The organism is Halorubrum shenae, from assembly GCF_051194165.1.
Taxonomy (GTDB): Archaea; Halobacteriota; Halobacteria; order Halobacteriales; family Haloferacaceae; genus Halorubrum.
Window position 1 is genome coordinate 114,913 of sequence record NZ_JBLZNI010000009.1, and the last position, 17,568, is coordinate 132,480.

19 protein-coding genes are annotated in these 17,568 nt (G+C 65.6%); 8 read left to right on the top strand and 11 right to left on the bottom strand.

All coding sequences use genetic code 11. The annotated features are described in order from the left end of the window. Window positions 1-17: 17 nt before the first annotated feature. The 4 genes from ACNS88_RS12040 to ACNS88_RS12055 are packed head-to-tail and all read left to right on the top strand — an operon-like array spanning window position 18 to window position 2,848. The gene (locus tag ACNS88_RS12040) at window positions 18-866 is read left to right on the top strand and encodes a lycopene cyclase domain-containing protein (RefSeq protein ID WP_435097832.1); all 849 of its coding nucleotides are present in this window, start codon (window positions 18-20) and stop codon (window positions 864-866) included. After that, a complete protein-coding gene (locus ACNS88_RS12045) occupies window positions 859-1,959 on the top strand; it encodes a Brp/Blh family beta-carotene 15,15'-dioxygenase (RefSeq protein ID WP_435097835.1) in 1,101 nt (366 codons plus the stop codon). Before ACNS88_RS12040 ends, ACNS88_RS12045 begins: the two co-directional genes overlap by 8 nt. Before the next feature lie 59 nt (window positions 1,960-2,018). Then, a complete protein-coding gene (locus ACNS88_RS12050) occupies window positions 2,019-2,585 on the top strand; it encodes a GNAT family N-acetyltransferase (RefSeq protein ID WP_435097838.1) in 567 nt (188 codons plus the stop codon). Further along, window positions 2,582-2,848 (top strand): DUF7861 family protein, encoded by a 267-nt coding sequence (locus tag ACNS88_RS12055; RefSeq protein WP_435097841.1) that lies wholly within the window; start codon window positions 2,582-2,584, stop codon window positions 2,846-2,848. The genes ACNS88_RS12050 and ACNS88_RS12055 overlap by 4 nt, the downstream gene beginning before the upstream one ends. Window positions 2,849-2,869: 21 nt before the next feature. Here ACNS88_RS12055 and ACNS88_RS12060 read toward each other — a convergent pair whose 3' ends face one another. The 3 genes from ACNS88_RS12060 to ACNS88_RS12070 all read right to left on the bottom strand — a co-directional run bounded on the left by ACNS88_RS12060 (window position 2,870) and on the right by ACNS88_RS12070 (window position 6,757). Further along, window positions 2,870-4,660, bottom strand: a complete 1,791-nt coding sequence (locus tag ACNS88_RS12060; protein ID WP_435097844.1) for an L-aspartate oxidase — start codon at window positions 4,658-4,660, stop codon at window positions 2,870-2,872. Window positions 4,661-4,752: 92 nt separating this feature from the next. After that, window positions 4,753-5,640, bottom strand: coding sequence for a YkgJ family cysteine cluster protein (locus ACNS88_RS12065; RefSeq protein WP_435097847.1), 888 nt, complete (start codon window positions 5,638-5,640; stop codon window positions 4,753-4,755). A gap of 439 nt (window positions 5,641-6,079) precedes the next feature. After that, window positions 6,080-6,757: a class I SAM-dependent methyltransferase gene (locus ACNS88_RS12070; protein ID WP_435097850.1), complete on the bottom strand. Its 678-nt coding sequence runs from the start codon at window positions 6,755-6,757 to the stop codon at window positions 6,080-6,082. A 98-nt stretch (window positions 6,758-6,855) separates the two neighbouring features. Here ACNS88_RS12070 and ACNS88_RS12075 point away from each other — a divergent pair, with 98 nt between their 5' ends. Further along, window positions 6,856-7,299, top strand: a complete 444-nt coding sequence (locus ACNS88_RS12075) for a DUF2391 domain-containing protein (RefSeq protein WP_435097853.1) — start codon at window positions 6,856-6,858, stop codon at window positions 7,297-7,299. A gap of 29 nt (window positions 7,300-7,328) precedes the next feature. On the opposite strand, the gene ACNS88_RS12080 is transcribed toward ACNS88_RS12075, so the two are convergent. Further along, entirely contained in the window at window positions 7,329-7,844 is a 516-nt protein-coding gene (locus ACNS88_RS12080) for a magnesium transporter (RefSeq protein ID WP_435097888.1), read from the bottom strand. A 92-nt stretch (window positions 7,845-7,936) separates the two neighbouring features. Next, window positions 7,937-8,509: a magnesium transporter gene (locus tag ACNS88_RS12085; RefSeq protein WP_435097856.1), complete on the bottom strand. Its 573-nt coding sequence runs from the start codon at window positions 8,507-8,509 to the stop codon at window positions 7,937-7,939. A 134-nt stretch (window positions 8,510-8,643) separates the two neighbouring features. On the opposite strand from ACNS88_RS12085, the gene ACNS88_RS12090 reads away from it, so the two are divergent. Continuing rightward, on the top strand, window positions 8,644-9,222 hold the full coding sequence (locus ACNS88_RS12090) for a DUF7090 family protein (RefSeq protein ID WP_435097859.1): 579 nt from the start codon (window positions 8,644-8,646) through the stop codon (window positions 9,220-9,222). Between the two features lie 42 nt (window positions 9,223-9,264). On the opposite strand, the gene ACNS88_RS12095 is transcribed toward ACNS88_RS12090, so the two are convergent. Both ACNS88_RS12095 and ACNS88_RS12100 read right to left on the bottom strand, forming a co-directional pair. Further along, window positions 9,265-10,134, bottom strand: coding sequence for a DUF7089 family protein (locus tag ACNS88_RS12095; RefSeq protein WP_435097862.1), 870 nt, complete (start codon window positions 10,132-10,134; stop codon window positions 9,265-9,267). After that, window positions 10,134-10,223 carry a hypothetical protein gene (locus tag ACNS88_RS12100; protein WP_435097864.1) on the bottom strand — a complete coding sequence of 30 codons (90 nt, stop codon included), beginning with the start codon at window positions 10,221-10,223 and terminating at the stop codon, window positions 10,134-10,136. The genes ACNS88_RS12095 and ACNS88_RS12100 overlap by 1 nt, the downstream gene beginning before the upstream one ends. A 184-nt stretch (window positions 10,224-10,407) precedes the next feature. Here ACNS88_RS12100 and ACNS88_RS12105 point away from each other — a divergent pair, with 184 nt between their 5' ends. After that, entirely contained in the window at window positions 10,408-10,839 is a 432-nt protein-coding gene (locus ACNS88_RS12105) for a hypothetical protein (RefSeq protein WP_435097867.1), read from the top strand. 24 nt (window positions 10,840-10,863) lie between these two features. Here the strand turns inward: ACNS88_RS12105 and ACNS88_RS12110 are convergent, their stop codons facing one another. The 4 genes from ACNS88_RS12110 to ACNS88_RS12125 all read right to left on the bottom strand — a co-directional run bounded on the left by ACNS88_RS12110 (window position 10,864) and on the right by ACNS88_RS12125 (window position 14,157). After that, window positions 10,864-12,045 (bottom strand): aspartate kinase, encoded by a 1,182-nt coding sequence (locus ACNS88_RS12110; protein ID WP_435097870.1) that lies wholly within the window; start codon window positions 12,043-12,045, stop codon window positions 10,864-10,866. A gap of 346 nt (window positions 12,046-12,391) precedes the next feature. Then, a complete protein-coding gene (locus ACNS88_RS12115; protein ID WP_435097873.1) occupies window positions 12,392-13,099 on the bottom strand; it encodes a Zn-ribbon domain-containing protein in 708 nt (235 codons plus the stop codon). Then, window positions 13,100-13,516: a DUF2073 domain-containing protein gene (locus ACNS88_RS12120; RefSeq protein WP_435097876.1), complete on the bottom strand. Its 417-nt coding sequence runs from the start codon at window positions 13,514-13,516 to the stop codon at window positions 13,100-13,102. It abuts the gene before it with no gap. Then, window positions 13,516-14,157, bottom strand: a complete 642-nt coding sequence (locus ACNS88_RS12125) for an Era-like GTP-binding protein (RefSeq protein WP_435097879.1) — start codon at window positions 14,155-14,157, stop codon at window positions 13,516-13,518. The genes ACNS88_RS12120 and ACNS88_RS12125 overlap by 1 nt, the downstream gene beginning before the upstream one ends. 1,577 nt (window positions 14,158-15,734) lie before the next feature. Between ACNS88_RS12125 and ACNS88_RS12130 the strand changes: the two genes are divergently transcribed. Then, window positions 15,735-17,495: a Cdc6/Cdc18 family protein gene (locus ACNS88_RS12130; RefSeq protein WP_435097882.1), complete on the top strand. Its 1,761-nt coding sequence runs from the start codon at window positions 15,735-15,737 to the stop codon at window positions 17,493-17,495. Window positions 17,496-17,568: the final 73 nt, after the last annotated feature.

Sequence of the window (17,568 nt, forward strand, 5' to 3'; positions counted from 1 at the left end):
GTTGCTGGGGTGACCAGATGCTTCCGACGCTGACGTATCTCCAGTTCCACCTCGTCTTCAGCCTCCCCGTGGTCGCGGCGCTGTGGTACCTCGCGCCGCGGTACGACCCGCTTCGGCGTCGCCGCGCGGCGGTCGGGATCGCGATCCTCGTCGCGATCGCGTACGTGTACACGACGCCGTGGATCAGCTACATGATCCGGCAGGGCGCCTGGTGGTACGCGGACGGGGCGGTACTCGCCCGAGCGCTGTCGATCCCGCTCGGCGAGTACCTCTTTTTCACCGTCCAGACCGTCGTCACCGCGTTCGCGCTCCACCTGATCGGGTTCGACCCGACGTTCAGGGAGGGCGACTTCGACCGGGGGCCCCGGATCGCCGGCGTCGTCGGCGGCGTCGCGATGGTCGCCGGCGGGCTCTGGCTGGTGACGCTCGACCCGTCGTACCTCTACCTCGGCGGGCTGATCGCGTGGGTCGGCCCCGTCGTCGCGCTCCAGTGGGCGGTCGGCGGCGGCTACCTGATCCGGACGCCGCGGATCTGGGTCGCAGCGACGCTGATCCCGGCTGCGTACTTCTGGGTCGCGGACCGGATCGCGATCGAGATGGGGACGTGGCAGCTCTCCGCCGAACTCACGACCGGAGTGGCCGTTCTGGGGCTCCCGATCGAGGAGATGCTCTTCTTCGCCTCAGCCGGCGTGATGACCGTGAACGGGCTCGTGTTATTCGAGTGGGTCCTCGACTGGAACGACCGGCGCGGGCGGCCGACCGAGTCGCCTGTCGGCGCGTTCGAACCGGGGCCGGAACCGGAGCCCGACCCGCCCGAACCACAGCCGGAGCCGGAACCCGAGTCGGCCGGATCCGTTGATGACTGAGACGGCGACGCGTTCGGCGCCGAGCCGTGAGACGACACCGGTCGAAACCGATGACCGCTCCCGATCGGCGGTCGACCGGTGGTTCGCGCTGTATCCCGCGATCGCGCTCGCCGCGCTGCTGCCGATCGGCGCCGTGACCCCTTTGTTTCCGGTCGAACTCGGCGTCGCGACGTTCGCGCTGGGAACGCTCGTCGTCGGGATGGCTCACGGCGCGGTCGACCACCTCGTCCCGCTGCGGGCGGCGACGGCGGTCTCGCTTCGGCGATCGGTCGCCGTCGTCTCCGTCGTCTACGCGGTCCTCGGCGGGGCGGTCGTCGCCGCGTTCTTCCTCGCGCCGGTCGCGTCGTTCGTCGGGTTCATCGCGCTCACGTGGCTCCACTGGGGCCAGGGCGACGTGGCGGCGCTCGTCGTCGCCGGCGTCGACCACCTCCCGACCTCGGCCGAGCGCTGGCTGAGCCTCGTCGTGCGCGGGGGGCTCCCGATGGGCGTCCCGCTGCTCTCCCATCCGGCGGAGTACCGGCTGGTCGCCGAGTGGATCGTCGGACTGTTCGTCGTCGACGGAGAGGCCGCGGCCGCCGCGGTCGACCCCCTGTTCGTCTCGGAAACGCGGGTGGCCGTCGGGGCGTTCATGATCGCCGCGACGGCGCTGTCGGTCGGGTTGGGCTACCGTCGCGTTCGCGCCGGCGCCTCGCGACGGGGGTGGCTCCGGGACGCCGGCGAGGTCGGGGCGCTGTGGGCGTGGTTCCTCCTCGCTGCGCCCGTGTTCGCGATCGGCGTGTACTTCGCGCTCTGGCACGCGCTCCGGCACGTCGGGCGGCTTATCCTCGTCGACGACCGGGCGTCTGCGGCGATCGGCGATGGCAACGTGCCCGACGCCCTCGCGCGGTTCGCCCGGGACGCCGCCCCGCTCACCCTCGGCGGGTTCCTCGTTGTCGGCGCGGTCGGGCTGTCGGTCCCCGCCGGCGTCGCCGCGCCCGGCGACCTGCTCGGCGTGTCGCTCGTCGCCATCGCGGCCATGACGCTCCCGCACGTCGTCGTCGTCGCGTGGCTCGACCGACAGCAGGGCGTCTGGCGGCCGGGAGTGGGCGGGTAGTCCGGGAGCAGGTCCGACACCGTACTTCTCTTGTCCGCGGGAAGCGTACCGGGTGACGAATGGACGAGATCGCGATCCGCGACCCGCGGCCGGGCGACGCCGACGAACTGGAGGCGCTCATCACCGAGCACTTCAGCGAGGGGAGCTCCTACGGCGTCGACCTCGGGCTCGACGACCCGACGTACCACGTGCTGGTCGCGGTAGGGGCCGATGGGGGCGACGGCCCGATCCTCGGCGTGATGGCGCTCCGCGAGTTCGAGGACCCGGCGGCGGTCGCCGAGGAGATGTACTTCTTCGACGATCCCGACCTGCTCCCCGCCGCGGAACTGTACGGCCACCTCGAGATGGGCTACGTCCGCGACGGGGCCACGGGGCGCGGGATCGGGAGCCGGCTCCTCGAACGGCTCCACGAGATCGGCGCGGAGCGGGGGGTCGATCTGTACCTCGCGGACTCCTGGTACCACGGCGGCGAGGACTCCCCGGAGAAGCTGTTCGACCGCCACGGCTACGAGACGATCCACCGAGAGCCGATCGAGCGGCCCGCGTCGGAGTGCCCGAAGTGCGAGACTGAGTGCACTTGCGAGGCCGCGCTCGCGGTGCGGCGGGTCGAGGGGGAAGAGTCGTGAACCACGACCGAGTCCACGCCCGAGAGCCGTCACACCACGTCGACCGGTGGTCGGTCGGGGTGATCGAATCGATCGACGAGCGCGACGGGCACTGCGTCGTGACGGTTCAGCCAGTCGAGTCAGAGGCGGGAGGCGACGACAAGGGACCTGTCGAGCTCGTGATCACGCTCGCCGTCCGCGACCTGTTCGTGGGTCGGCTGCCGATCGAGGAGGGCGAGTCGCCGGTCGGCGAGCGCGCGTGGTATCGGAAGCGGGGCGGGTGAGACGAAACGCGCTCGTCGGCGTCACTCCAGCTGGTGGTAGTCCAGCTCGTGGCCTTCGTTGAGGGCGGCCTGGACGGCTTCGCTCGGCTCGTCGACCGGTTCGGTCCGGAGCGTCATCCCGCCGACGTCGGCGGCGTCGAAGTAGACGTTCCGTTGCCAGTCGGAGTCGACGTCGGGGTAGTCGGTGCGGTAGTGGGCGCCGCGGGACTCCTCGCGTTCGAGCGCACCGCGGAGTACCGCCTCGGCGGCGACGAGCATGAACCCGACGTCGACGGCGAGTTCGAACGACTCGCTCGTGATCGGTCCGACACGCATGTCGGCGGCTCGTTCGCGGAGAGCGGCGAGGCGGTCGAGCCCCTCGCGGAGCGACGACTCGTCGCGGAGGATCCCGGCGTGGTCCCACATCAGCTCCCGCAGGTCGGCGAGCACCGCGTCCACGTCGTGGTCGCCGACGTGGTTCGCCATCGCGGTCAGGTCGCGGACATGCGGCTCAACGAGGCTCTCACGGAGGTCGTCGGGAACGTCTCCCGGGCCGTCGACGCGGTCGGCGATCCCCTCGCCGGCGACGACGCCGTACGCGACGGTCTCGGCCAGCGAGTTGCCGCCGAGCCGGTTCGCGCCGTGGACGCCCGCCATCGTCTCGCCGATGGCGAACAGCCCGTCAACGTCGGTCTCACCGCCCTCGTCGACGGCGACGCCGCCCATCCCGTAGTGGGAGGTCGGCGCTACCTCGACGGGCTCCTCGGCCATGTCCACGCCGAGGTCGTGGAAGCGCTCGTACATCCGGGGGAGGCGCTCGCGGATGAAGTCGGCGTCGCGGTGCGAGATATCGAGGTAGACGCCGCCGTTCTCGGTGCCGCGCCCCTCAGCGACTTCCTGTGCGATCGACCGGGCGACCACGTCGCGCGCGTCGAGTTCCATTTGGTCCGGCGAGTACCGCTCCATGAAGCGCTCGCCGTCGGCGTTGAACAGGCGACCGCCCTCGCCGCGGACCGCCTCGGTCACGAGGCGCCCGCTCCACGGCTCCCACTCGGGATCGCTCTCGTCGACGGCCATCCCGGTCGGATGGAACTGCATGAACTCCATGTCCATCAGCGACGCGCCGGCCTCGTACGCCAACGCCGCCCCGTCGCCGTTGTTCTCGTCGTCTCTGGAGGTGTGGCGGTTGTAGATGGCCGCGTGACCGCCCGCAGCGAGGACGACGGTGCCCGCGTTGAACAGGACGAACTCGCCGGCGTCCATGTCGAAGCCGACGGCGCCGTACACCGCGTCGCCGTCGGAGACGAGCTTCGTGATCATCACGTTCTCGCGGTACGGGACCGACAGCGCTTGAGCGCGATCGACGAGCGTGTTCAGCATCGACTCGCCGGTGTGGTCGCCGGCGAACGCGGTTCGCCGGAACGACTGGGCGCCGAAGAAGCGCTGATCGATCTCGCCCTCGTCGGTGCGAGAGTACTCCATCCCCCACTCGTCGAGCTCGCGGAGGCGGGCCGGCATCTGCTCGGTCACGGTCTCGACTTTCGCCGGGTCGTTGACGAAGTGGCCCTCGTTGAGCGTGTCGGCGGCGTGGATCGCCGGGGAGTCCTCCGGGTCGTGGGTGCCGAGCGCGCCGTTGATCCCGCCGCGGGCCCACGTGGTGTGGGCGTCGCCGTGGCCTCGCTTGCCGAGGACCAGGACGTCGTCGACCCCGCGCTCGGCGAGTTCGATCGCGGTTCGCGCGCCCGCCGCGCCGGCGCCGATGACGAGGACCGACACGTCCTCGCGTTCGTATTCGGTCGATTCGTCGAAGTCGGTTGGGCGTCGTTCGTTCACGTCTGTTGTACGGTCCCGAGCGGGATAAGGCCCTCGCGCGTGTGCGCGTGCGAGCGTACGCGCACGAGAACCGGCGTCATGTCCCCGGTCCGTCACTCCCACCCCGGCGTTCCGGGCGCACCGGCGTCGTCCTCCAGTTCGCGGACCAGCCGCACGCGGTCCTCCGGGTCGAGCGCGACCCGGTCGCCGTCGCCCGCGGCCCGCTCGTTCCACGCTCGGATCGCTCGTCCGGCCCACGAGTCGGCGTCGCGGGCGCGATCACGGGCCTCGGCCATCCGGTCGGGAGCGACGGAAAGGGAACCGGGGCTGGAGCCGACCGCGGCCCCGACGAACCGGGCGCGGTCCTCGGCGGTGAGCCGCGCTCCCCGGAGCCGGTCGATCACGCCGTCGAGGTCGTCGGGGTCGGGGTACGCGAAGACGGTCGCACCGGCGGCGCGCGGGCCGAACGGGAGCGGCGGGGTGTCGTCGGGGACCGCGTCGTCGAGGAGCCGGTCGCCGCCGTCGGCGGCCTCGACGCGCTCGCACTCGGTCTCGGCGCCTAGTTCGAGGCTGTGAGCGGGGTACGTCGAGCAGGTCTGCGGGTACAGATCGTCGTCGTGGATCCGGCACTGGAGCGTGGTCGGGTCGAGGAAGACGCAGGCGTCGAGCCAGCGGTGTTCGTCGGTGCCGATCGGGGCGACCGGCTTCGGGGGCTTCCGCAGCCCGACCGCGAAGATCGGGCGGTCGCCGGCGGCGGCGACCTCGACGGCGTCGATCCGGACCGTATCGTCCCCGTCGGCTGGCTCGAACAGCCGGGGGACCAACACGTCGCCGAGGCCGTCGTCGAGGAACCGGGCGATCTCGTCGCGCGTGAGCGGCACGAGGTCGTAGGCGTCGTCGATCGGCGGGCGGCTGCCGGTGCGGTCGGTTCCGGCGGCGTCCGGCGCGAGCGGCCGCCAGTCGACGCAACAACCGGCACAGCCCTCGCATCGGAGTTCCATGGATACCACCTGTGTGAACGCCTCGCACGCTTAAAAGGGATCGGCGAACGTGAGCAGGTTTTATAAGCGAACGTGCGGTCGGCGCGCGCCTCCGAGTGGCCGGCAGGCCACGAGGAGCGCGTGCGAGGGAGTCGGCCACTCGGAGCGAAGCGGAGAGTGGCCGACGAGGCTGGGGAGGCGTGAGGTGCCTGTGCGGGGCGGGACTCAAAGGGGCAGTCGGCGAGGCGGGCGCAGGCGACGTAAGGACCGCAGGGAGCGAACAGAGTGAGCGACCGAGGACCACAGCGAGCGTGCGCCCGCCTCGTCGGCTGGGGCTTTGGAGGTCGCGGTCGTCGCCACTGATCCGGGATCAACCACTCATAAATGACCGAGTGGAGAGCCGAACGCGTTCGCCGCCGATACGCCGACAGCAACAATCACTTATAAACAACCGACCGAGTCAGGGCGCGACGCCGACCGTCAACAACGTCCCCCACGTCCGGTACCGGTCGACCATCGCCTCACGGGAGTCCCAACTGTCGGTCGGGAACTCGGCGGCGTCCGGAATCTCGATCTCGCGGTCGGGAATCGCGTCCTGTGCGGCGACGTACAGGCCTGCCTCCCGGAACGCCTCGCGGTACGTCTCGCGGTCCCACAGCGTCATCTCCACCGCGATGTTCTCCTGCCACGCGTGGGTCTGCTCGCTCTCCGCAAAGTAGTTGACCGCGCAGTAGAAGGTGCCGCCGGGCTTCAGCACGCGCCGGATCTCTTCGAGGGTGTGGAGCGGATCGGCCGCGTAGTAGAACGCCTCCATCGAGAAGACGTGGTCGAGCGAGTCGTCGGCGAAGGGGAGCGCATCGAAGTCGCCGACGAGGAACCCGACCGCGTCGTCGTCGGTGTAGCTCCGAGCGTTGCGCGCCATCTCCGGCGCGCCGTCGAGCCCGTACGCTCGTCCGATTCCCCGCTCGCGGAGGGCGCGGAGGGCGTAGCCGGAGCCGGTGCCGAGATCGAGGACAGTGTCACCCGCCTCGACCGGCATCCGCGCGAGGACGTGCTTGGCGGTGTGCCAGTGTCGGTCCTCCATGCCGCGGTCCTTCCCCGCCGCCGCCCACTCGTCGAACTCCTCGCGTACGCTCATACCCGGGCGAACGGACGGGCGGGTGAAAACCGGTTCGGAGGCGGGCGCCGACGCTCGGAAGCGTCGCCGTTTTATCGGTCGGTGTCACTTCTGGAAGTATGAAACGCCCGCAGAGCCTCCGCCGGCCGAAGTTCCGGATCGCGGACTCCGCACAGCAGGCTGTCGGCGGCTTCCTCCTCGCGGGGCCGTTCGTGGTCACGGAAGAGGTGTGGGTACTCGCCGCGGGGATGAACTGGATTCAGGGGGCGCTGACCGCCGGGATCGTCGCGCTGATCGGGTACGCCGCCCTCTACCGAGCCGACACCGACCGCGATCCAGAGAAGGAGAAGGACATCGTGGGGATCCCCGTCCGGTTCGTGTCGCTGATGATCGTCGCGTTCGGCTCCGTGACCGTCCTCGCGCTGGTGTTCGACGCACCGGCCACGTTCCTCATCGATCAGGGCGTGACGGGGGTCGAACTGTGGGTGACGACGTTCAGAGCCATTTCCGTCGGAGCGGTGTTCAGTGTCGTCGGCGCTGCGACCGCCGACAGCGTGTTCTGAGGAGTGGACTGTTTCTGGATCCTCGACGGTCAGACGACTACCGAGACGACCGCGAACAGGATGAGTACGCCGGCGACGTCACAGAGGTTGGTGACGACGGGGATGGTCGTGTCGTCGGGGTTGAGCCCGACGCGGTAGGAGACCTCGACCGCTGCGACGCTGGCGACAACCACGAGGACGGCGAGGAGCATCCCCGAGACGAGCGAGACGAGCAGCACGCGACCGAAACCGAGAGTCCCGCCGAGCGCGACGCCGATCCCCCAGGCGGCGACCCCGACCAGGCCGAAGACGGTTCCCGCGAGCGCGAACACGGCGCCGACGTTGGCGCGGAGGTCCGGATTCGACGGGCTCAGCTCGTACGTCCCGAGGTAGAGTTGGGTGGTGAGCCGCGAGCAGGTGATCGACGCGAGGTTTCCCGCGGTCCCGATCTGAACCGGGACCAACACGAGGAGCGCGGGGTTTCGGACGAGCACCGCCTCGTACGTTTGGAGAACGGTCCCGGAGACGAGTTGGAGCACCGACAGCGCGGCCAACAACGGGACCATCGTCCGAACGATCCGGCGGATCGACCACTCGTCGACGTACTCGCGGTCGGCGGGGGTCTCGGAGTCACTCTCGCCCGCGGACCCGCTCGAACTCACAGTACCGCCCCCACGACGTAGATCCCGACGAGGAGGAAGAGGATCCCGAACACGTCGCCGAGAGTGGTAACCACGGGGCCGATCACGTTGTCGGGGTCGAGCCCGCGCCGATAGCCGACGAAGATGACGACGATCAGCACCGAGATCATGAGGACTGCCGAGAGGAAGCCGGCGACGACCATGATCCCGACCAGTTCGAGGAGGTCCCCCTTATTTCCGAAGAGCCGCAGCCAGAGGAACGTGATCGCCGCGATGAACACCGAAACGGTCATCCCGTTGATAAAAGAGGCGAGGATCGCGTTTCTGAGCCGCCGATCGAGTCGGAAGCGGGGTTCGATGAGCCCTTGGTGGAGCCCGGTCGAGAGGCGCGCGCCGAGCGAGCCGTAGACGCCCCCACGGGTGGCGAGGAACGCCGGGAGCAGTAAGAGTAGTCCCGGCACCTCCGCGATACCGGCGCGCATCGTCTCCGACCCGAGGATCGTCCCGGAGAACAGCCCCGCGACGAGGCTGACGAGGATCACCGGGAGCGCCTGCCGGTAGACGTCGCGGGCGGTGTCGTGGCCGGGCATCGTGCGTGCCGACGCGGGGGAGACTCAAAAACCGGTCGGCGTGGCTCGCATCGAAATATCACCGCCGTCGCTCGCACCGCAATCCGACCGCCGTGGCCCGCATCGTTAAGTCGGTCCGGCGGGTTTCAGATCGCATGGACTACTCGCTCGCCATCGAGAACGGGCCGGAAACGATCCCCGGTGGAACCGGGCTCCTCCTCGTTCACCCGAGTATCGGCGAGACCGACCGAATCGACACGGACTTCCTGAAGATCGACACCGACGCTTTCCTCGTCGTCTCCACGCGGACCACCGCGCGCGAAGTCGAACAGAAACTCGAGTACTACGACGTCGACGAGACGAAGGCGACCATCCTCGACACGCTCTCCGTGGAACGAGGGTACTCTCGTCGCTCTTCGGACGACGTGTACTACGTCTCCGCGCCGGACGACCTCGACGGGGTCGTCGACCGGGTGGAGCGGTTCCTCACCGAACACGATGGGAAGCGGCGCGTCTCCGTTGACTCGCTCACGGAGATGGCGTACTACGCCGACGACGACGCGGTGTACGACGCGGCCGCGGACATTCTGGATCTCCTCGACGAACACGACGCGGTCGGGATCTTCCACCTCTCGGAAGAGGTCCACGAGGTCGCGACCCTGGACCGATTCCGAAAGCTGTTCGAGGGCGTCATCGAACTGGACGGCGACGGGAACGTGACCGTCGATCTGTGAGATAACGCCGTTCGTTTTTTCGTCCGATACCACCCTACTCCGCTATTCCGCAGCGTCGACCATCGACGCGATCGTCTTCTCCGCCCATATCACCGCGTATGAAGCGCCGCGGTCGCGGTACGCCGCGGTGTCGAACGCCGCGAACGGTGCGGGAAGGTCGAGGCCGTGACGGACCGCCGAGCAGGCGTACTCGGTCGCGGCCGCGAACTCCGTCTCGCCGTGGGCGACCTCGCGGGCGAGGTCGCCGAGCCGGCCTTCGAGGCGGTTCCCGGCGTCGAGCCACGTGTCGAACAGCCGAGGGTGGCTTCCCTCCCACGACGCGAAGACGTCGCGGGTGTACAGCCCGACCCACGCGTCGAACAGCGCGGTGGCGATCTGAAAGACGTCGCTGGGGCCCATCCCGGTCGTGGACGCGCCGGTGTCGGGGTCGGGTCGCCGGACCGCGGCGTCAAGGTCGCGGTAGCGCTCGCCGAAAAAGGGGAGAAAGCTTTCGGGGAGGTGTGAAGCAGACGCCTCGTCCGGCACCGACCCCGGTCTCGGCTCGGCGCCGATCTGGACCAATCGGTCCGCGATCAGGAACGCGAGGAAGTCGTCGGGCGTCCCCTCGGCTCGCTGCTTGACGAGCACTGTCTGAGGGTCGGTCTGGGTCGTTCGGGCGACGGTCCCGTCTCCGGGAAGCCCCACTGTGAACGTCGACCCGGCGTACGTGCGGAGCAGGTCGGGTACCTCGTCGGGGAGCCACTCGACCGGAAACGACGCGGGCGAGAGCCCGTCGACGAACAGTCCGAGGTCTTCCGCGGCGGCCGGGGGAAGCGTCTCGAAGTCCGCGTCGACATCGAGGACCGGCGAGCCCGGGGCGTAGGCCTCGCGAACCGCGTCGAGGTCGTCATCGAGCGGACGTGTCGCGAACATCAAGCGAAGACGTATGAAAGGATGATAAGGACCGACAGGGCGGCCGAAACGCCGACCGTACCGACGACGATCTTGGTGGATTTGCTCATGGCCGTATCTGGATCCGCCGGTCGTTTAAAGCTATATTCTTCGGCGAGGGAGCAGATGAGCGACAACACTACGAGACCGACGCCGCAAGGCCCTCACCGACACCACACCGTCGACGCCGCAAGGCCGCCACCGCGACATCGGCGTCGACACCGGGTTTATGCCTGACCGCCGGATACGCGTAGTATGCGAATCCGTGACGCGCTCGAGTCGGACGCCGAAGCGCTGGCGATGGCGACCGACCGACCGCGAGGGGTGGTAAAGGACATGATCCACGACCGGTCGGTCCGGGTCGCGGTGGCGGGAGACGAAGCGGACAGTGGCGATGGCGGGAACGCGTCCGTCGCGGGATTCGTCGCGTTCGACGTGCGAGATGAGACCGTACACGTTACCGACTTCGACGGCGACGACGAGGCGATCCGGCTCCTGTTCGAGGAACCGCGTCGGTTCGCGCGACGAGAGGGAATGGGCGTCGAGGCAGTCGTTCCGAACGACGAGCGAACGGGAGATATTCTCGAAAACGCCGGGTTCGAGTCAGCTGGGCCCGGACCACGGTTCGAGGGGCGGCAGACAACGCAGTACGTGATCGATTCAGCCGACGTACACGGAGAGGACTAACGACGGGTTAACAGCCCGGCTCTGTCAGTCGACCCGACGTTGAACGATTTCGAGCGCCTCCTCCCGGTCGTCCCAGTCGACGAACACCGCGACGGAGGTCGCGCTCGTGATCAGGTCGATGATGTTGATCCCGTCCTCGCCGAGGGGCGCGATGATCTCCTGGATGACGCCGGACTCGTTCGGGAGCTCTCCGCCCGTCACCCGAATGACCGCGATCGGGTCGGCGACGCTTACCGAGGAGAGCGCCTCGTCGTCGACGACCGCCTCGTGGAGCAGCGCCTCGGCCGTCTCAGCCACGTCGACATCGACGTAGAAGGTGACCGAATCCATCCCGGAGGCGACCGCGTCGATGTTGATCTCCTCCTCGCGGAGCGCGTTCGCGAGCTGCGAGAGGATGCCCGCGCGGTTCCGGATCGCGCGGCCCGCGATGGTGAGACACGCGAGCGGCTCCTCGCGCATGTCGATCAGACTCTCGAACTGGCCCTCAATGCGGGTGCCGCCCCTGAGCAGATCGCCGTGCTGGTAGTGGACGACTCTGACCGCGAGGTCCTCGTCCTTGTACGAGAGCGCGGACGGCGCGACGACCTCCGCGCCGCGGAAAGAAAGGTTCCGCAGTTCGTCGACGGTGATCCGTCCGACGTTGCGCGCCCCCTCGACCACCCGCGGGTCGCCGGTCATCACGCCTTCGACGTCGGTGACGATGACGACTTCGTCGGCGTCTATGTAGTTGCCGAACATGACCGCGGTGGTGTCGGAGCCGCCGCGTCCGAGCGTCGTGACGTTCCCGTGGTGGTCCTCCGCGAGGAAGCCGGTGATGATGGGGACGACGCCGTCCATCTCGGCCGCGATCTTTCGCGCGCGCTTCTTCGTCTCCTCGACGTCGACCTCGCCGAGTTCGTTCGTGATGACGGGCCAGTCCGGATGGCCGGGTTCGAGGAAGACGGCGTCGACATCGCGAACCGAGAGCGCGGCTTTCAGCATTCGGACGCTGGTGCGCTCGCCCATCGAGACGATCTCGGCGCGATCGCTGTCGTCCGTCTCGAAGGTGATGTCGTCGAGGAGCTCGTCAGTGGTCGATCCCATCGCGCTCGCGACGACCGCGATCTCGTGGCCCGCCGCGACCGCGCTCGCGACCGAGTCCGCCGCGCGCTCGATGCGATCGCCACTTCCGAGGCTCGTCCCGCCGAACTTGGCGACTACGCGCATACGTCCACCCCGCTATCGACGGTTTGGGTCGGTCGAGCCGTTCGATTCAGCCGGTTTGGCCGACCCGGCCGATCCGGGAGAAAGAGCAGTCGAGACGCCGCACTGAGAGCGTGATCGGTAGACATGGGCGCCCGTAACGGAGGAAGCCGCATAACTGTGTCTTCTTCGACAAGGGTCGCCAGACGAGTGGGATCGATCGCGAATGACGGCGATACTCGAGTTGTTTCGATCGACTGATCGGTGAGCGAAAAAAGAATCGGGCGGAGCCGTCCGAGTGAGTACGAGCCCGGTAGTGGCAAAAAGAGAGATTACTCGTCGGAAGAGAGATTACTCGTCGGAAGAGAGATTACTCGTCGGAGATGCCCCACGCGTCGGGCATCTCGATGACGTATCGACCGTCTTCCTGGAGCGAGATGATGTACTCCTGCCGGTCGTACAGCTCCATCAGATTAAGCTCGTACTTCCCGGGGCTCACGATCCGGATGCTCTCGAACTGCTCGTTGAGCTCGTCTCGGAGGTCATCGATGTCGGGGCGGGGCCCGTCCGGATCGGCTGGCGTGTCGGTTTCAGACTCGGACGGGCCCGAATCGGTTTCGAGATCCCGGCTCGCCCGATCGAGTTCGTCAGGGGAGACGACGTCCGAGCGTGCGCTCGCTTGCGCTACGTCCTCTTCGCTCCGCTCGCGGACGTGTTCCGAGTCCGTCTGGTCAGCGTCCGATGTCTGACCGTCTGAGGTCCGGGTCTCAGGCTGCGAAGAGGCAGGAGTGGGAGCATCGTCGACGGTGGTGGCGTCGTCGGTATCGGTCGGCTGGGAGTCAGCAGTCGACTGGGAGTCAGCAGTCGACTGGGAGTCAGCAGTCGGTGACTGGCGATCTGCGGGAGGCTGGCGCGTCGCCTCCGACGACTGGTCCCCGGCGGATGATGGTTGCTCGTCTGTCGTCGCTCCAGCGGGCTTGAACTGGAACTTGTTTCCCCCGCAGTCCGGACACCCCGAGAGCATCTCCTTCGAGCCGTCGGGGAACGTCCGTCCACAGGTGGTACACTGGTGTGGCATTTACTTGCGGGAGACGAGTGTGCTGATGAGGTTCTCGTCTTTGTGCAGGGTCTTGATCTGGTTGGCCGGGCCGATGACGGTGAGCTTCTGGGTCGACTTGCGGCCCATCAGCTTATCGAGGAAGCTCTGATCGCCCGCCTCCGCCTTCGGGTACGTCTCGATCTCGATCCCGGTGAAGTCGTCGGGACTGATTTCGGTCATCGTCACCTCGATGAGCTTCGACTCCTCGTCCGGAGAGAGCCCCTCTTCGAGGATGACGATGTTGCCGTCGCGGACGCCGTCGAGGATGAGGCGAATCTTCTCCATCCCCGTGAGCCCGTCCATCCGCGCCCCGCTTATCATGTCGATCCGGACCCCGTCGTCGGAGTCGTCGGAGGGAGCGTCGTCGCCGTCGACGTTAGGGGTTGGACCCGGCATTAGCCGAAGTACTCCGCGATCTTCGTGTACACTTCGTCCATGTTCTCGCCCTCCAGCGCGGACAGCGGGATCGTCTCGTGTTGCGGGAAGGCGTTCGCAATCTGCTGAACGTCCGATCCCGGAAGGTCCGTTTTGTTCGCGAGGATCAGCGCGGGAAGGCCCTGCGACTCGATGATCCCGATGAGCATCGTGTTCACCTGCGTGAACGGGTCCGTCGTGGAGTCGAGCACGTAGATGACGCCGTCGACATCTTCGCGGAGCCAGTGCATCGCCTCCGCGACGCCCTCAGTCGCCTCGCGTGACCGACGGACGGCGTCGTCTTTATCCATGTCGTGGTCGAGAAACTCCTTGTAGTCGACCTTCGTCGTCACGCCTGGCGTGTCGACGATATCGATGGTGACCGTCCGCCCGTTGCGCTCGATCTCCACGTTCTCCTTGCGGCGCGCCCGGCGGGTTTCGTGTGGAATGTGGCTCTCCGGCCCGACGGCGTCACCCGTCCAGTCGCGTGCGATTCGATTCGCGAGGGTCGTCTTTCCGGCGTTCGGCGGCCCGTAGATCCCGATCCGCTTGGGTTCGTCGGCCGCGAACAACCCGTCTGTGACCCGTGATATGCTGTCTTTAAGATTCGTGAGCAGTCCCATCCTAACCTCCAATCCTGTGTTCTCTCCCAGACACTCTGTGCGGTGTGGTAACGCCCGATACCGCGCCATCCAGCGTGTGTTCGGGGAATTACGGTAGAATCCACGCCCCTCTCACTTAACAACTGCGTCAGACACCGTCAGTTTGGTGACATTTGGGTCGTGCAGTCGTTGATACCCGGAATATCAGTTGGTTATTTAGTTGACTTTATTTATATGTTTTTAAAGATCAGGGTGGAGTCGTCGAAAATCGAGGGAAAAGGGGAGTGAATTTTAATTGTCTTTCTTCTCTTAGCTTTTCTAGAATATATATCATATTTTGTGATGTTTTGTGATATTTCAGTTACTTTTCTCTTGCTTTCTCTTGCTTTCTCGCGTCTTCCAATATCTCGTCTTTTGAGCTTCTCTCGATCTCCTCTCGATCCCTCTCGATCCCTCTCGATCCCTCTCGATATCCCTCAATCTCTTCTCGGCCTCATTCTACTGTGCTATTCGGTTCTCTCTCCCCCCCACCCCTTTGTTTCGACTGGAGACCGATACTGGTGTGGGGGTGAAGGTAGTTGGCTGTATACTGAGTGTTAATACTAATTGAGTATATACTACAATAAACAACAACTATAGCAAAACAATTTCTGATGGAGTACCGAGGGTACTGTTCCGTGTGTGCTATATTAAAACCACCGGTAATCTACACCACCTGCTTGACCCCCTCCCCCACCAAATTCGTGTTCCACCCGAAACGAAGGGGTTGGGGGGTCAAACCGAAACGACGTGTCCAGAGATGTTGGATCGACGAACTGGAAAACGGCCGACAGTCATTGAACGACATCGAAACTGGACCAGCGTGTGCTCCGGTCAGTTACCGTTCCAATCAGCTACCGTCCGATCGGGTACCGTCCGATCAGCTACCATCTTAATCGGGTTTTACGGAAGTTCGAGGAGAGAGCATCGCGCTTCAGTGCGGGGATGAGTCCGACAAACTCCACGCCAACCACGTTTGACGTTCAGACGGGTATTTTACGTGAGTGGTCGTCGTACTAACAGGTAACCGAGGCGGCCCGTCCGCCCACCTAATTGGACAATATCGGGATTGCTCGATTCCACGCAGAAAGCATCCCTTTCTGCGTTTGGATTTCGGGATGCAAGCAGTAAAAGTATCTCTGAATCCCATGCCGGGATAGGAGTAACGGCTGGTTGGCACAGCCAGTAGCCGCCTTTCGAGGCCGCTACAAACCGTAACCATCCCAACCCAGCGGTACGGTGCCGTGGGAATCTTCGCCCTTCAGGGCGGAGAGGATGTCAACTACTGAACCACTGATCTTGGCACTGTTACCGATCTCTTGACACCTTTATTTCGATCACACATCACTAATTGTGGTGCTGATTCGCCGTCGGTCTCGAACGACCTGGTCCGTTTCGGGTCCAGAGAGTAACACTTTTGTTCCCCCTCTTCATCTGGTTCGACTGCATCAACTGGACGTGTCCGATCAATATCTTGGTCGGATATCGCCGTTTCAGGCCGATATACGACATCTGTCGTCGTTGCGCAGGCGACTTCCACCTGAAACAGAGGGGTACTCATGGACGAAGGAGAGAACACATCGCAGACCGATGAATCGGAAGACGGCAGCGGGGTCTCCGGAGATCGGTCCGTAACTGACTCGAGAAACGACGAAGCCGACCTAACAGATGGCGATCTAACAGATGCCGATCTCGACGATCCACCATCGGCTGACTCGCCGACCCAATCCGATCGTCCGGCATCACGAACAGGCGAGTCCACTTCGAAAGATAAACCCACTTTGGAGAGTTCTGAATCTACCGGACCTGACTCCGTTGAGTCGGATCCAACGACTGACGTTTCGACAGATATCGAGGTCGGAAGCGCCGGACGAGACCGCTCCTCCACGGACGTCGACTTCGACGGCGTCGTCCTCGACGACGACGACGACGACGAGAACCAGGGTCTGTTCGACGATCTACTCTCCGGCGAGCCGATATTCGAGAACAAGGAGGTTCTTCGACCCTCTTACACCCCCCACGAACTTCCCCACCGCAACGACCAGATCAACCGGATGGCGACGATCCTCGTCTCCGCGTTGCGCGGGGAAACCCCATCGAACATCCTCATCTACGGCAAGACGGGGACGGGGAAGACGGCCTCCGCGAAATTCGTTTCCCAAGAGCTCGAGTCTACCTCACAGAAATACGACGTGCCCTGCGAGGTCGAGTACATCAACTGCGAGGTGACGGACACCCAGTACCGCGTTCTCGCACAGCTCGCGAACACCTTCATCGAGGAAAACCAGGCGGTCATCGCGGACCAGCTCGACGGATACCGCGAACTCCGGTCTGCCGCTGTCGACGATACGACCGCCCTCGCCGGAACCAAGTTCGGCTCGGTAGACGAACTCGATACTCGGATCGACGAGCTCGAAGCCGACGCCGACGAGATGGAGGAGGTCCCGATGACCGGCTGGCCCACCGATCGCGTCTACTCGACGTTCTTCGAAGCGGTCGACTATCACGAGCGCGTGGTCGTGATCATGCTCGACGAGATCGACAAGCTCGTCGAGAAGAGCGGGGACGACACCCTGTATAACCTCTCTCGGATGAACTCCGAACTCGACCGCTCGCGCATCTCGATCATGGGGATCTCGAACGACCTGAAGTTCACCGACTTCCTCGACCCCCGCGTCAAGTCCAGCCTCGGCGAGGAGGAGATCGTCTTCCCGCCGTACGACGCGAACCAGCTCCGCGACATCCTCCAACACCGCGCCGACATCTCGTTCAAGCAGGACGCACTCACGGACGACGTGATCCCCCTCTGTGCCGCGTTCGCCGCACAGGAACACGGGGACGCCCGCCGCGCGCTCGATCTACTTCGGACCGCGGGCGAACTCGCCGAGCGCTCGCAGGCCGAAATTGTCGCGGAAAAGCACGTCCGGCAAGCACAAGACAAAATCGAGCTCGACCGCGTCGTCGAGGTCGTCCGTACCCTCCCGACCCAGAGCAAGATCGTGCTCTTCGCGGTCATCCTCTTGGAAAAGAACGGGGTGCACAACATCAACACCGGCGAGGTGTTCAACATTTACAAGCGCCTCTGTGAGGAGATCGACGCCGACGTGCTCACACAGCGCCGTGTCACCGACCTCATCAGCGAGCTCGACATGCTCGGTATCGTCAACGCCGTCGTCGTCTCGAAGGGCCGCTACGGTCGCACGAAGGAGATGGGCCTGTCGGTCCCCGTCGAGGAGACCGAGGCCGTCCTCCTGTCCGACTCCCGACTCGGTGACATCGAGAACGCGCAGCCGTTCGTTCAGGCGCGGTTCGACAAGTAAACTACCCTCCCCTACTCCCTCGGCGCTCTGCGCCTCGGTCCTTGAGGGAAGGGCTTTGATGTGGACTCCCGGC

Bases quoted from the DNA above. Each gene is read 5' to 3' on its own strand.
- ACNS88_RS12040 (WP_435097832.1), top strand. From the start codon at position 18: ATGCTTCCGACGCTGACGTATCTCCAGTTCCACCTCGTCTTCAGCCTC.
- ACNS88_RS12045 (WP_435097835.1), top strand. From the start codon at position 859: ATGACTGAGACGGCGACGCGTTCGGCGCCGAGCCGTGAGACGACACCG.
- ACNS88_RS12050 (WP_435097838.1), top strand. From the start codon at position 2,019: ATGGACGAGATCGCGATCCGCGACCCGCGGCCGGGCGACGCCGACGAA.
- ACNS88_RS12065 (WP_435097847.1), bottom strand. From the start codon at position 5,640: ATGGAACTCCGATGCGAGGGCTGTGCCGGTTGTTGCGTCGACTGGCGG.
- ACNS88_RS12070 (WP_435097850.1), bottom strand. From the start codon at position 6,757: ATGAGCGTACGCGAGGAGTTCGACGAGTGGGCGGCGGCGGGGAAGGAC.
- ACNS88_RS12075 (WP_435097853.1), top strand. From the start codon at position 6,856: ATGAAACGCCCGCAGAGCCTCCGCCGGCCGAAGTTCCGGATCGCGGAC.
- ACNS88_RS12080 (WP_435097888.1), bottom strand. From the start codon at position 7,844: ATGGTCCCGTTGTTGGCCGCGCTGTCGGTGCTCCAACTCGTCTCCGGG.
- ACNS88_RS12085 (WP_435097856.1), bottom strand. From the start codon at position 8,509: ATGCCCGGCCACGACACCGCCCGCGACGTCTACCGGCAGGCGCTCCCG.
- ACNS88_RS12090 (WP_435097859.1), top strand. From the start codon at position 8,644: ATGGACTACTCGCTCGCCATCGAGAACGGGCCGGAAACGATCCCCGGT.
- ACNS88_RS12095 (WP_435097862.1), bottom strand. From the start codon at position 10,134: ATGTTCGCGACACGTCCGCTCGATGACGACCTCGACGCGGTTCGCGAG.
- ACNS88_RS12100 (WP_435097864.1), bottom strand. From the start codon at position 10,223: ATGAGCAAATCCACCAAGATCGTCGTCGGTACGGTCGGCGTTTCGGCC.
- ACNS88_RS12105 (WP_435097867.1), top strand. From the start codon at position 10,408: ATGCGAATCCGTGACGCGCTCGAGTCGGACGCCGAAGCGCTGGCGATG.
- ACNS88_RS12110 (WP_435097870.1), bottom strand. From the start codon at position 12,045: ATGCGCGTAGTCGCCAAGTTCGGCGGGACGAGCCTCGGAAGTGGCGAT.
- ACNS88_RS12115 (WP_435097873.1), bottom strand. From the start codon at position 13,099: ATGCCACACCAGTGTACCACCTGTGGACGGACGTTCCCCGACGGCTCG.
- ACNS88_RS12120 (WP_435097876.1), bottom strand. From the start codon at position 13,516: ATGCCGGGTCCAACCCCTAACGTCGACGGCGACGACGCTCCCTCCGAC.
- ACNS88_RS12125 (WP_435097879.1), bottom strand. From the start codon at position 14,157: ATGGGACTGCTCACGAATCTTAAAGACAGCATATCACGGGTCACAGAC.
- ACNS88_RS12130 (WP_435097882.1), top strand. From the start codon at position 15,735: ATGGACGAAGGAGAGAACACATCGCAGACCGATGAATCGGAAGACGGC.